The organism is Nonomuraea sp. NPDC049695 (assembly GCF_040674955.1).
GTDB lineage: Bacteria > Actinomycetota > Actinomycetes > Streptosporangiales > Streptosporangiaceae > Nonomuraea > Nonomuraea helvata.
Map to the genome: position 1 here is coordinate 53510 of NZ_JBFANV010000027.1, position 12483 is coordinate 65992.

The 12483-nt window shown below is 71.6% G+C and carries 10 protein-coding genes and 1 pseudogene; 7 read left to right on the plus strand and 4 right to left on the minus strand.

The genetic code is table 11. The annotated features are described in order from the left end of the window. Window positions 1-5 precede the first annotated feature (5 nt). The gene (locus AB0J64_RS23650; RefSeq protein ID WP_364030376.1) at window positions 6-269 is read right to left on the minus strand and encodes a hypothetical protein; all 264 of its coding nucleotides are present in this window, start codon (window positions 267-269) and stop codon (window positions 6-8) included. Between AB0J64_RS23650 and AB0J64_RS23655 the strand changes: the two genes are divergently transcribed. Continuing rightward, window positions 235-675: a MarR family transcriptional regulator gene (locus AB0J64_RS23655; RefSeq protein WP_364030378.1), complete on the plus strand. Its 441-nt coding sequence runs from the start codon at window positions 235-237 to the stop codon at window positions 673-675. The genes AB0J64_RS23650 and AB0J64_RS23655 overlap by 35 nt on opposite strands. Before the next feature lie 64 nt (window positions 676-739). Here AB0J64_RS23655 and AB0J64_RS23660 read toward each other — a convergent pair whose 3' ends face one another. Next, complete coding sequence (locus AB0J64_RS23660) at window positions 740-1390, minus strand: TetR family transcriptional regulator (RefSeq protein ID WP_364030381.1); 651 nt, start codon at window positions 1388-1390, stop codon at window positions 740-742. Window positions 1391-1559: 169 nt separating this feature from the next. Here AB0J64_RS23660 and AB0J64_RS23665 point away from each other — a divergent pair. The 4 genes and pseudogenes from AB0J64_RS23665 to AB0J64_RS23680 form a co-directional block, all read left to right on the plus strand. Then, window positions 1560-2963 (plus strand): annotated as a pseudogene (locus tag AB0J64_RS23665) (MFS transporter); the annotation flags it as partial. Between the two features lie 351 nt (window positions 2964-3314). Beyond that, window positions 3315-3926: a carboxypeptidase regulatory-like domain-containing protein gene (locus AB0J64_RS23670; RefSeq protein WP_364030583.1), complete on the plus strand. Its 612-nt coding sequence runs from the start codon at window positions 3315-3317 to the stop codon at window positions 3924-3926. 46 nt (window positions 3927-3972) lie between these two features. Next, on the plus strand, window positions 3973-4848 hold the full coding sequence (locus AB0J64_RS23675; protein ID WP_364030384.1) for a YceI family protein: 876 nt from the start codon (window positions 3973-3975) through the stop codon (window positions 4846-4848). Window positions 4849-4892: 44 nt separating this feature from the next. Next, the gene (locus AB0J64_RS23680; RefSeq protein ID WP_364030387.1) at window positions 4893-5513 is read left to right on the plus strand and encodes a helix-turn-helix domain-containing protein; all 621 of its coding nucleotides are present in this window, start codon (window positions 4893-4895) and stop codon (window positions 5511-5513) included. Between the two features lie 50 nt (window positions 5514-5563). Here AB0J64_RS23680 and AB0J64_RS23685 read toward each other — a convergent pair whose 3' ends face one another. Beyond that, a complete protein-coding gene (locus tag AB0J64_RS23685) occupies window positions 5564-8632 on the minus strand; it encodes a S8 family serine peptidase (protein WP_364030390.1) in 3069 nt (1022 codons plus the stop codon). Window positions 8633-8802: 170 nt separating this feature from the next. After that, complete coding sequence (locus tag AB0J64_RS23690) at window positions 8803-10137, minus strand: hypothetical protein (RefSeq protein WP_364030393.1); 1335 nt, start codon at window positions 10135-10137, stop codon at window positions 8803-8805. A 196-nt stretch (window positions 10138-10333) separates the two neighbouring features. On the opposite strand from AB0J64_RS23690, the gene AB0J64_RS23695 reads away from it, so the two are divergent. Both AB0J64_RS23695 and AB0J64_RS23700 read left to right on the plus strand, forming a co-directional pair. After that, on the plus strand, window positions 10334-11506 hold the full coding sequence (locus tag AB0J64_RS23695; RefSeq protein ID WP_364030396.1) for a winged helix DNA-binding domain-containing protein: 1173 nt from the start codon (window positions 10334-10336) through the stop codon (window positions 11504-11506). Between the two features lie 112 nt (window positions 11507-11618). Continuing rightward, entirely contained in the window at window positions 11619-12377 is a 759-nt protein-coding gene (locus AB0J64_RS23700; protein ID WP_364030399.1) for a ZIP family zinc transporter, read from the plus strand. Window positions 12378-12483 lie beyond the last annotated feature (106 nt).

A 12483-nucleotide genomic window follows, 5' to 3' on the forward strand; every position in this document is an offset into this window, starting at 1 on the left:
CAGGATCAGGGGGTGGCCGCGCGCAGCCAGGTCTCGGCGTCGTCGTGGAGGGCGGCCACCAGGTCCGGCCGGTCGTCGCCGGGGATGTCGGCCGGCAGGTGGCCGCGGCCGCCGTAGGCCAGGAACTGATACGAACGCCGATAGGGGGCGGTGTCCTGCCGGGAGATGGCCAGCCGGTCGGCGGGGTAGACGGGGGTGGAAGTGAATAGGGCAATGCAAGCACATGATCCGGCGATGGCGGCGGTGGCCGCGTTCCGGAATCTGGCCACCACCCTGGACCTCCTCGACCAGGTCGCCGCGGCCCGGCTCGGGATCGCGCGAAGCGACCTGCGCTGCCTCGACATACTGTCCACGCGGGGCCCGTTGCCGGCCGGGGCGCTCGCGGAGGCGGTCGGCCTCTCGGCGCCCGCGCTCAGCGCCGCCCTGCGCCGGCTCGAGAAGCACGATTACGTGCGACGGACCCACGACGAGCACGACCGTCGTACCGTACGGGTCAGCCTGACCGAGTCCGCCGCGACGGCGACCGCCTCGCTGTTCGCCGAGGTACGCGCCGCGACCGCCACGTTGCTCCAGGAGCTCAGTCCGGCGGAGCTGACGACCGTCGCCAAGGTCGCCGACGACCTGGCCGGGGTCATCAGGGCCATCGCGACGCGCGATACCCAGTCGCCACTCTGATCGCGCGGCGCGCCATCAGGATCATCGCGACGCCCACCCGCCGCCAGCGCCGGGCCGCGCGCCGTCAGGAGCCGGGGGTCACGGGTGCCAGCCACAGCCCCACGAGCGCGTCGATCAGGCCGGTGGCCGCGTCGTGCCAGCTGGCCCGGGGTGTGGGGGTGCCTTCGGCGAGAGCGCGTTCGCGCTCGGCGCACATGTGCGTGATCAGCTGGCGGGCCATGTCGCCGCGCTCGGCACGCACTTCTGCGGGCAGTTCGGGCAGGCACCGGTGAAACCCCTCGAGAGTCCGCCTCAGCGAAGGGGAGGAGCGGGTCTCCTCGGCGACGATCGCGCGTAGCGAGGGGTCGGTCACCACCTGCGCGATGAACCGGGCGTGCCAGGTGGGGGAGCCCAGGGCGGCCAGATGCTCGGTGACCGGGCGGACGAGGCAGGCGGCCCAGTCGCGTACGTCCGCGGAGTCGCCCATGTCGGCCAGCATCCGCTCGCGTATCCGCTCGACCGGCTCGGCGTGTTTGCGCATGATCGCGCGTACCAGGTGGGTCTTCGTCCCGAAGTGGTAGCCGACGGCGGCGTTGTTGCCCTGCCCGGCGGCCTCGCTGACCTGGCGGTTGGACACGGCGAACACGCCGTGCTCGGCGAACAGCCGCTCCGCCGCCGTCAGGATGCGCTCGCGGGTGACGCTGACCCGATCGGCCCGCTCGGTCTTGCCCGTCATCGTCACCACCGTACCGGAATCTGCCGCGGCTTCCGGCGATCTTGGCTCACTGTGGAACCTCTCCTTCGGATCTGACCGCGGAATCGATGCTGTTAGTCTTAAGTCAAGCGACTGATTTACCGTATACCTCATCGTTCGCTTCCCCCAACCCCCGTAACGGAGTCCTCGCATGGCCAACAGCGCAGCCCGCGCCGCACACGCGGCCGGTCCTCCGCGATCGAGCACCTTCGTGGTGGTGCTCGCCTTCGCCGGCATCGTGGTGTCATTGATGCAGACCCTGGTGATCCCGCTGATCCCCGAACTTCCCAAGCTGCTGCGGGCCTCGGCCTCCGACACCACCTGGGCGGTCACCGCGACGCTGCTCGCGAGCGCGGTCGCCACGCCGGTGTGGGGACGGCTGGGGGACATGTACGGCAAACGGCGCATGCTCCTGGTCAACCTGGTCCTGCTGGTCATCGGATCGGCCGTGTGCGCCTTCAGCGACACCCTGACGCCCCTGATCGTCGGGCGGTGCCTGCAGGGTCTGTCCTCCGGCGTCATCCCGCTCGGCATCAGCATCATGCGCGACGAGCTGCCCACCGACCGGCTCGGCTCCGCCACCGCGCTCATGAGCGCCTCGCTCGGCGTGGGCGGCGCCCTGGGCCTGCCGGCCGCCGCCCTCATCGCCGAGAACGCCGACTGGCACGTGCTGTTCTGGACCGCGGCCGGCCTCGGCGCGGTGGCCCTCATCTTCGTGATCACGCTGGTGCCCGAATCGCCGGTCCGCAGCGGCGGGCGGTTCGACGTGGTCGGCGCCGCCGGGCTGTCGGCCGCGCTGGTGTGCCTGCTTCTGGCCATCTCCAAGGGCGCCGACTGGGGCTGGGGCGACCCCCTCACGATCGGCCTGTTCGCCGCGGCGGTCGTGGTGCTGCTGCTCTGGGGCTGGTGGGAGCTGAGCACCCGGGAGCCGATGGTGGACCTGCGCACCACCGCGCGGCGTCAGGTGCTGTTCACCAACCTCGCCTCCACCATGATGGGCTTCTCGATGTTCGCAATGTCCCTGGTGCTGCCGCAGGTGCTGCAGCTGCCCGCGGCCACCGGGTACGGGCTGGGGCAGTCGATGCTGGCCGCGGGCCTGGTGATGGCGCCGTCCGGCCTGGTGATGATGATCATGGCGCCCCTGTCCGCACGGGTGTCCGCGACCATGGGGCCAAAGGTGACCTTGATGATCGGCGCCGTCATCGTCGCCGCCGGCTACGGCCTCAACATCGCGCTGATGTCCGAGATCTGGCATCTCGTCCTTGTCTCCTGCGTCATCGGGGCCGGCATCGGATTCGCGTACGCCTCCATGCCCGCCCTCGTCATGGGGGCCGTGCCGGTCACCGAGACCGCCGCCGCCAACAGCCTCAACACCCTCATGCGCGCCGTCGGCACCTCGGTCTCCAGCGCCGTGGCCGGTGTCGTCCTGGCCCAGCTGACCACCCGGTTCGGCCCCGTCGCCCTTCCCTCCCAGGACGGGTTCCGCGTCGTCATGGGCATCGGCGCCGGCGCGGCCCTGCTCGCCTTCGTGCTCGCCTCCTTCCTCCCACGCCGGAGCGCCGCCGCCGCGGCGAGCCCGCACGGCGCCACCGCCGGTCCCCACGGCGCCACAGCCGGCCCGCACGGCACCGCGACCGGCCCGCACGGCACCGCCGCGAGCCCGGACGCCGCCACTCCCGCTGCGGTGACCGCCGCCACACCCTTCGAGGCCGAGTCCGCGTACGCGCCGGCGGGTGGCTCCTGGACGGACAGGCCGGACGACGGCGTCGAAATCCGCGGCTTCGTCAGAGGCGACGACGGCCACGCGCTCGGCCACGCCACACTCACGCTGGTCGACGTGCGTGGCCACCAGCTCGGCCGGTCCGTGGCCGTGGCCGACGGCGGCTACAGCATCTGGACGCCCGGCATGGGGACCTACGTCCTGATCGCATCGGCCGCCGACCGCGACCCGCAGGTGGCCACCCTCGTGGTGGGGGACCAGCCGGTCGACTTCAACCTGGTGCTCGCCGGCTCCAGCAAGCTGACCGGTGTCGTACGCGACCTCGAGGGCAAGCCGGTGCCCGGCGCGGTGGCCGTGCTGACCGACGTCCGCGGCGAGGTCGTCACCACGGGCACGACCGACGCGGAGGGCACCTACGGCTTCTCCGGGGTGCGTCCCGGCGGGTACACGCTCGCGGTCAGCGCCGACTCCTACCGCCCGGCCGCCGTTCCCGTCGAGGTCGTCGGCACCGGCCAGACCAGGCAGGACGTCGAGCTGCGGCCCGGCGCCCGGCTGCGGGGCACCGTACGGGTGCGTCACGGCGGCCCGCTGACCGACGCGCGGGTGACGCTGCTGGACGCGGCCGGGAACGTGGTCGGCACGACGACCACCGGCGACGACGGCGCGTACGCCTTCGCCGACCTGACCGGCGGCCAGTACACCCTCATCGCCACCGGATACCCGCCCGTGGCCGACACCGTGACCGTCAACGGCCGGGATGAGGACGACCGGGACCTGTGGCTGGCCCACACCGAATGACACCGCGGCACCACCGCGAGGAAGCGACGAGCAGAGCAGGAGCACCATGTACACCAGCCACGAGGCCGCCCATCCCAGCCGGCAGGCCGAGCCGGGCGGCCCGGCCGCTCGCCGGGGGCTGCGTGCCCTGATCCGGACGAAGGACGGATGGCCCGTGCGCCAGGCCGTCGTCACGGTGACCGACATGACCGGGCAGCAGGTCGCACGGGCCGAGGCCGACGCCGACGGCGTCGTGTCGTCCGGCCCGCTCGCGCCCGGCGCGTACACGGTCGTGGCCACCGCGGCCGGGTACACCCCTGCCGCCATGACGGCCATCGCCACCGGATCCGGTGCCGCCGAACTGGGCACGGTGGTGCTGGCCCGGCAGGGCGGCGCCGACCTCCCCCCGCCCGGCGTCTGGACGCTCGACCCCGCCCACTGCACGATCGCGGCGACGGCCCAGCACCTGGGGCTCAGCACGGTCCGGGGGCGGTTCACCGAGTTCGGCGGGCGGATCGAGATCGGCTCGACCCCGGAGAGCTCCGCGGTGGCCGCCGACATCGTGGCCGCGTCGATCGACACGGGGAACGGCATGCGGGACGACCATCTGCGTTCGCCCGACTTCCTGAACGTCGCCGCGTACCGGATGATCTCCTACCGCAGCACCGGGCTCACCCCCGCGGGCACCGACCGGTGGATCGTGCACGGGACGCTGACACTCGCCGGGGTCGCGCGGCCGGTCGATCTCGACCTGGCGTACCTGGGGACCGGCCCGGACCCGTGGGGCGGCCTGCGGGCGGCGTTCCGGGCCGAGACCGAGCTGCGCCGCGAGGACTTCGCGATGACGTACAACCAGGTGGTGCGGGCCGGGGTCAACCTGATCGGCGCGACGCTCAAGGTGGAGCTGGACATCCAGGCCGTACAGGGCGCGTCCCTGCCCTAACGGCACACAGTCGACAGCCGACTACCGATTGCTACGCTTTGCCGGTGACCACCGGCAGTTCACGGGGGCTGCGCGCCGACGCGGCCCGCAACTCCGAAAGGATCCTGCGCGCCGCCCGGCAGGTCTGGGCCGAACACGGCCCCGACGCGCACCTCGAAGAGATCGCGCGCCGCGCCGGCGTGGGCATCGCCACGCTCTACCGCCGCTTCCCGGACAAGGCGGGGCTGGTACGCGCCGCCCTCGACCAGAGCATCTCCGAGGACATCGCTCCCGCCATCGAGCAGGCGCTGAACGACGACGACCCGAGGCGTGGCCTGGTCACCGTGCTGGAGGCGGCCCTGTCCATGGCGGCCCGCGAACACAACACCCTGGCCGCCGCGCGCAACTCCGGCGCCATGACGGCGCAGGCCGGTACCCCGTTCTTCGACTCGCTGACGCTGCTGGCCCGCCGGGCGCAGGAGGCCGGTCTCGTCCGCGCCGACCTCGTCCCCGACGACATGCCCAGGATCATGGTCATGCTCCTGGGCGTGCTGTGGACCATGGACCCCCGAAGCGACGGCTGGCGGCGCTACCTCACGTTCGTGCTCGACGCGCTGTCTACGGAGACGCCCACTCCGCTGCCGCCCGTGGTGCCGCTCCAGCAGCCGGGCGACTGTTCCACGTGACATCCCGGTACGACACGGGCGCCCGTCCGTGGACGGGCGCCCGTTGCCGGTTACGGCTGTACGGCGGGCAGCTTCCCGAAGCCGACCTGGTCGGCCTCCTGGGCGCCGCTGCGGTCGTCCAGGGTGACGACCAGCCAGCCCTTCGCCGGCGTGGTGGCCAGTCTCGCCTGGTCGACCGTGAGCCGGACGGTGGCGGACGCGCCGGGCTCGAGCGGTGTGTACGCCCCCGTGGAGAGCGCCGGAGCGAAGGCGTCGAACGCCGCCGCCTCGGTCTCGTCCACGAGCCCGTCGGGAACCTTCGAGAACCCGGTCACCGCGTACGTGAAGCGCGAGGCGCCCTCGGCCAGCCCCACCTCGGAGGCGAGCACCGGCATCAGCAGCGTGCCGCCGTTCATGGGAGCCGTGGCGACCCACGCGTCCACCATGGACCCGTCGGCCTTGAAGACGAACGTGGCGAACCGCCCGTCGAAGTCGCCCGTGGTGACCAGGCCGTAGTCCGCGCCGACCAGGAAGTAGTCGGGCGATCCGTCGTTCGTGGTGTCGATCGACAGGTCGAACTCGTTGGCCGCGGCGTTGGACCAGCGGCCGGAGGTGTTGACCGCGAAGACCAGCGCCCGGTCGGTGTCGGCGCCGCCGAGCGCCGAGCCCGGGAGCGTCTGCACCCCGACCGTGCGGATGTCCATCGAGTCCTCGGCGCCCTTGACGTCGTCGGCGTCCGTGATGCCCCAGGCGTAGACGTCCGCGGCGCCGGAGTGGGCGCCGTCGTTGCGGACGCCGACGGAGGTCACGAGGCCGCCTTCGCCGGGCGTGTACGTACCCGGCCTCGACGAGCGCACCCGGGACTCGGCGTCGGGCACGAGCAGGAACGCCGACCGCAGCGGGTAGACGCCCTCGGCGGCCTTGCGCGGCGTGGCGGTCACCGCGCCCTGGATGTGGACGACCGTGCCGAAGTTGGACGTCTCGGCGGCGGGCAGCGCGGCCACGGCCTGAGCGCTGAGCGACAGCGTGACCTGGACGGTGCGGCTGCTCTCCCGGCCCACGGTCACGGTCGCGGGAGAGACCGAGACCTTCGCGCCGTAGGACTGACCGGTGAAGGCGGCGGCCAGGTCGTAGGTGACCGGGGTCTTGCCCTTGTTGTGGAGGGTGAGGCTCTCGCTCCGCCGGTAGGGGCCGTTCAGTTCCTTCAGGCCGAACGACAGGTTGGGGGAGCCGTCCCTCGCCTCACTGATCACCGAGGCGCCGACCGCCTGCCGTGCGGCCACCACACCGGAGCCGGCGACCCTGGCGGTGTAGTCCTTGATCTTGGACGTGGCGTCGGCGGTGCTGACGATCGCGGCCTTGATCTGGCCGGGACGCCAGCGGGGATGCGCCTGCTTCACGAGCGCCGCCACACCGGCGACCATCGGCGAGGCCATCGACGTTCCCGAGATCGTCGCGGGGCCGGAGCCGGTGCCCACCCCGGTCGAGACGACGGCGACGCCGGGCGCGGTCACGTCCGGCTTCAGGGAGCTGCTGACGTTCGCCGGGCCGCCGGAGGAGAACGAGGCGAGCGCGGCGTAGCTGGGGTTGGGCACGGTCAGCGCCGCCAGCGTGGTGGTCTTGCCGTCCAGCGCCGCGGCCGCGGCGCTGTCGGTGCTCCTGATGCCGAGGAACGGAATGGTGACCGTGTACGGCTCACCGGTGTCCGGGTCGGCCGTGATCGGTCCTTCCAGGGGCGGGAACGCGGCATCCGTGTTGATCATCGCGACCGCGGCGGCACCGGCCTGCTGGCCCAGGATGGCCCGCTTCACCCGCGCGCAGGAGCCGCGCAGGGTGATCACGAGCTTGCCGGTCACGCCGCCCGGATAGGCCGCGTAGTCGGCGGGGTCGCAGCCCAGCGAGAGCGCGCCGGACGGGTAACTCGTGCGGAGCACCGCGATCGGCAGGGCACCGGAGGGCAGGGCCGCCTCGTTGGAGTTCTGCGCGATGATCTCGGTGCCGTTCGCCGAGATCTTCGCCGCGGGCAGCTGCGCGCGGGCCGCGTCGAGGGCGGCGACGGCGATGGCCGTGGGGGCGATGGCGGGCGCTCCGACCAGGTAGGCGTTCTGCCCGGAGTTGCCGGCGGAGGTGACCACGGTCACGCCCGCGCGGGTCAGCGTCCGCACGGCCTGCGCCGAGGGCTCCTCGATGCGGCCGAAGGGCGAGCCGAGCGACATGTTGACGACGTCGGCGCCGTCCTTCAGCGCCCGCTCCATGGCCGAGACGATGACGTCCTCGCTGGCCGAGCCCTCACAGCCGAAGACGCGGTAGGCCAGCAGCGAGGCGGCCGGCGCCACACCCGGTCCGACCTTGAAGGTCCTGGTGTGCGTGGTGGTGTCGTACGGGCCGGTGTAGGTCTTGCCGTCCGCGGTCACGCCGGAGCCGGCCGAGCTGCCCGCCACGTGGGAGCCGTGGCCGTTGCAGTCAAGCGGGTCGGGGTCGGGCTTGGGCGTCGAGGCGGGGTCGTTGGCGTCGTAGTCGTCGCCCACGAAGTCGTAACCGCCGATCACTTTGGCGGTCGGGAACGTACCCGGCTCGATCACGGCGCCGTTGTTGTTCTTGAAGTCGGCCGGGTTGCCCGAACCGCCGAAGTTCGCGTGCGTGTAGTCGATCCCGGTGTCGATGACCGCCACCTTCACGCCTGCGCCGGTCTTCCCGAGGTCCTGCCAGGCCTGCGGGGCTCCGATGTAGGGGATGGCCGCGGTGTTGTCGGGCCGGAACGTACGCATCGGGTGCACGGAGAGCACTCCGGGAGCCTGCTGGATCGCCGGCAGGCTGCCGCGCGGGATCGAGGCGGCGATGCCGTTGAAGGCGTCGGTATAGGTGGTGAGGACCTTTCCGCCCTCGGCCTTCACCTTCTCCTCGACGCTCTGCTGTTTGTCGTGGAGCGCGGAACGTAAGGTCGGCCGGTCGACCGTCTTGCCGGCCTCGGCGGCATCGGCGGCGGCGTCGCCGACCGGCGTGCCGTCGACCTGGATGAGAACCTTGACCTGACGGGCCTGGTCGAGCGCGGCCGGCTTGAAGCCGGCGTAGCCGAACGCGCCGTCCAGATGCTGGAAGCGATCCGGACGGGCAGGTTCGGCGTTCGCCGTTGACGGCATCACGGTCAGCGGAAGCGCAATGCTCGTGGACGCGAGGACTGCGAGCAGCAGACGCCTCTTCAATGATCACCTCGGGGGTGCGTGGGACAGGGCTGATCAAAGAGTGAACCCGCCACAAACGCTTCAGATCGCACTTAGGTAACAAATGGAACACAGGATCTACAAAGCGATCAGCAGCTCAGATTCGGGCAGTTCAGCGCCAGCACCAGGCGGTCGCTCCCGTACGCGCCGGCATAGTCCCCGCGGAACTCGTTGACCAGCCACACCTCGCCGCTCGCCGGCCAATACGAGACGTTCTGAGCGTTGGCGGGAACGGTCGTCAGGTAGTGGACGTCGAGCGTGCCGCGGTCGGCGGAGATCGTGACGCGGTGCAGGCAGGACTTGCGGTAGTCGCCTGAGATGTTCGCCGTACCGCCCGGCATGTAGCTCACCGCGGGCGCGCCGTCGGGGCACAACCCCACGAGGATGCCGTTGCCGCCGGTGAACACGCCGCCCTGGAGTTCCCAGACCGGGCTGGTCCAGCCCTCGGTGGGGTGGACCAGCCCGTCGGAGCCGGTCTTGAGCAGCGCGGTGAGCGAGTCCAGGGGCCAGCGGAGGATCTTCCCGCCGGAGGCGCCCCTCTTGTATTCGACAGTGGTGAGATGGTCGGCGCCGCTGCGATCGAGCGAGACGCCGTTGAAGCAGGGCCTCGCCAGGTCGAGGCTGACGCACACCGACGGTGGGCCGAGCCGGTAGTAGCCGATCTGCGGCAGGGCGAAGCTCGAGTACGCGGCCGAGCAGACGCCGCCGGCGCAGCCGACGTTCCCCGACGTGGTGGAGTTCATTCTCCAGAAGTGGGTGAGGTCGAAGACCCGGATCAGCCGGTCGCCGCCGGACACGTCCGGGTCGCCGCCTGTAACGACGAAGAGCTTGTTGCCGTACCACGAGATGCCGTCGGCATGGGTGGCGATCTCGTGGAAGCCCTCGGCGCTTCCGTCGGGCTCGACCAGGACGACATGCCGGTACGGCGCCCCCGCCGTTCCGCCGGTGACGTCGACGAAGGTGACCCTGGCCAGCCGGTTGGCCCCGTACTCGTGGGAGGCGCCGCTGCGCCAGCTCACCGCCACGATCTTCCGGCCCGCGCAGCCGTCGCAGGGCGGGTAGAGCACGGAGCCGTTCATGCCGTCGCCGCTGCCCGTGATGCCCTGCGGGAACCAGTTCGCGGTCGTGTCGTCGGTGCTGTCCCAGCAGAATCCGTTGACCTGGACCGAGACGTGGAGGTCGGTGGGGTGGCAGATCGCGCGGGTGGAGTAGCCGCCGGCTATGACGGCGTCCATCCTCACCTTGGTCACCGGCAGGGTGGCGGCCACCGCGTCACGTTCCTGCATGGTCGAGGTGAAGGCCAGCGGCCGGACCTGGGCCAGTTGCGCGGCCGTCAACGCCTGGCCGGTGGCGGCGCCGGCGGGCAGGGGGACGGTCAACCAGGCGGCGAGGAGCAGGATCAGGGCGGCTAATCGCAGGATCACGTGGTTCTCCCGGCGTAATTACGAAGGTCTCCTTCATTAGCTACCTCAGGCGGGCGGGGAGATCAACAGGTCAGCACATGCATCAGGCCGACGAGCGGCTGCCGACTCCTAGGGCAAGAGCTGTCCTAGGTTGTCCGTAACGTGGCTTTTCCACACCAGTGCCACCACAACGGGACCGAACAGGGAGACGTGCTCGATGACCAACCGTTCCACCGCGATGGCGGGGCTGTCCTGGCCCGATGTATGGGGCCGACGGCTCGACCGGCATGGGCTGTCCGCCCCGATACGCGACGGCCGACCGGCGGATGCCGTTGCCGCCATGTGCGGGGCGCATGCTCAGGTGCTCTCCGCCGCCGAGGTGTCCATCGGGCTGCGCTCCGCCGGCCTCACCCGCAACGACGTCCGGTACGCGCTGTGGGAGGAACGCAGCCTGGTCAAGACGTTCGGGCCACGCGGCACCGTGCACCTGCTACCGACGCATGAACTGCCACTGTGGACCGGCGCGCTCGGCGCATTGCCCTCGACTTCGAACAGCATGCCCGCCGACGCGCGGCTGACCCCGGAGCAGACCCACGAGGTCGTCGCGGCCATCGCAGAGGCACTGGCCGACACGGAGCTCACCGTTGAGGAACTCACCGCGGCGGTGGCCACCCGCACCGGTCCGTGGGCCACCGACCCGGTGGTACCGGGGTTCGGGAGCATGCGGCCACGCTGGCTACAGGCGATCCACCTTGCCGCACACCGCGGGGTCCTGTGCTTCGGCCCGAACCGCGGGCGAAAGGTCACCTACACCAGCCCGCAACGATGGCTCCCAGGATTCCGGCCCTCCCCGGCACCTGACGCGCTCGCCGGCCTGGTCCGGCGCTACCTGCACGCGTACGGCCCGGCCACACCGCAGCAGTTCGCGCAATGGCTGTCCGCGCCCCGCCGCTGGGCGGCCGAACTGTTCGACTCCCTCGCCGATCAACTGGAGCAGGTCGAGGTCGCTGGGGCTGTTGCCTGGGTCCTGGCGGGCGACACCGCCCTGGCAACCGTGCAGGCACGCGGGGTGCGGCTCCTGCCGTACTTCGACGCCTACACCGTGGGCTGCCACCCGCGTGAGCGGCTTTTCCCCGCAGCTGCCGCGCAACGCGCGCTCTCCGGCGGTCAAGCCGGCAACTTTCCTGTACTGCTCGTCGACGGCACTGTCGCCGGGATCTGGCACCACCGTCGCTCCGGCCGCAGGCTGGACATCACGGTCGAACTGCTGACCACACTCACCATCGACGAGCACCGTGAACTCGCCGACCAGGTGAAGCGCATCGGGGAGATCCTGGAGGGCGAACCACGGCTGACCATGGGCAAGGTCGCCGTGGGCGGCCACCTGTAGTCCGCCGGTGCAGGAGCTGCGGGCGGCCGGCTCCCGCTCGGTTCCGCTCCGGGCGGTGGCCGGGTGCCGGGGCGGGGCGCGAAGATCGTACAGTCCCGTATGTGGAGGTGTGATGATGCCGCAGTGGCTTGAGGCGGGGCTGTGGGGGTTGCTGGCCGGTGGGGCACTGGTCCTCGGGGCCGGGTTCGCCTGGCTGGAGCGGGTTCCGGGGCGGGTGATCGCCATGATCATGGCTTTCGGGGCCGGTGTCCTGATCTCGGCGCTCTCGTTCGAGCTGATGGACGAGGCCGAGCGCTCCGGCGGGCTCCTGCCGACCGCCGCCGGCTTCCTCGCGGGCGCCTGCGTCTACGTGGCGGCCAACGCGCTGCTGGCCCGGCGCGGCGCCCGGCACCGCAAGCGTTCGGGCGCTCAGCAGCCGAGCGAGGCCGACGTCCAGGGGAGCGGTGCGGCGATCGCCATCGGCGCCCTGCTCGACGGCATACCCGAGTCCGTGGTGCTCGGCGTGTCCCTCGTGGGCGGTGGGGAGATCGGGCTCGCCGTCGTCGCCGCGGTGTTCATCTCGAACGTCCCCGAAGGGCTCTCCAGCGCCGCCGGGATGAAGCGGGCGGGCCGCGGCGCGCGCTACGTGTTCGGCATCTGGGGAGGCATCGCGCTGGCCAGCGGCGTGGCGGCGCTGCTCGGCAACCTGTCCATGCAGTCCGCCTCGCCGGCGGTCACCTCCGTCATCATGGGGCTAGCGGCGGGCGCGATCCTCGCCATGGTGGCCGACACGATGATCCCCGAGGCCTTCGAGCGCGCGCACACCCTCACGGGGCTCATCGCCACGATCGGTTTCCTGTCGGCCTTCGCCATCGAGCGCCTGGCCGAGTGATCTCGTCCTGAGGAGGGAACCGCGGGCGTCGGCCCGCTGGCCGGTCCCTGCTCTTGATCTACCGCCGTGCGCGCACCAGCATGGTCAACGGCAGCCGACGACAAGG

What these genes read in the sequence shown, in the direction of transcription:
- AB0J64_RS23655 (WP_364030378.1), top strand. Translation starts at nt 235, where the DNA reads ATGGCGGCGGTGGCCGCGTTCCGGAATCTGGCCACCACCCTGGACCTC.
- AB0J64_RS23660 (WP_364030381.1), bottom strand. Translation starts at nt 1,390, where the DNA reads ATGACGGGCAAGACCGAGCGGGCCGATCGGGTCAGCGTCACCCGCGAG.
- AB0J64_RS23670 (WP_364030583.1), top strand. Translation starts at nt 3,315, where the DNA reads ATGGGGACCTACGTCCTGATCGCATCGGCCGCCGACCGCGACCCGCAG.
- AB0J64_RS23675 (WP_364030384.1), top strand. Translation starts at nt 3,973, where the DNA reads ATGTACACCAGCCACGAGGCCGCCCATCCCAGCCGGCAGGCCGAGCCG.
- AB0J64_RS23685 (WP_364030390.1), bottom strand. Translation starts at nt 8,632, where the DNA reads ATGCCGTCAACGGCGAACGCCGAACCTGCCCGTCCGGATCGCTTCCAG.
- AB0J64_RS23695 (WP_364030396.1), top strand. Translation starts at nt 10,334, where the DNA reads ATGACCAACCGTTCCACCGCGATGGCGGGGCTGTCCTGGCCCGATGTA.
- AB0J64_RS23700 (WP_364030399.1), top strand. Translation starts at nt 11,619, where the DNA reads ATGATGCCGCAGTGGCTTGAGGCGGGGCTGTGGGGGTTGCTGGCCGGT.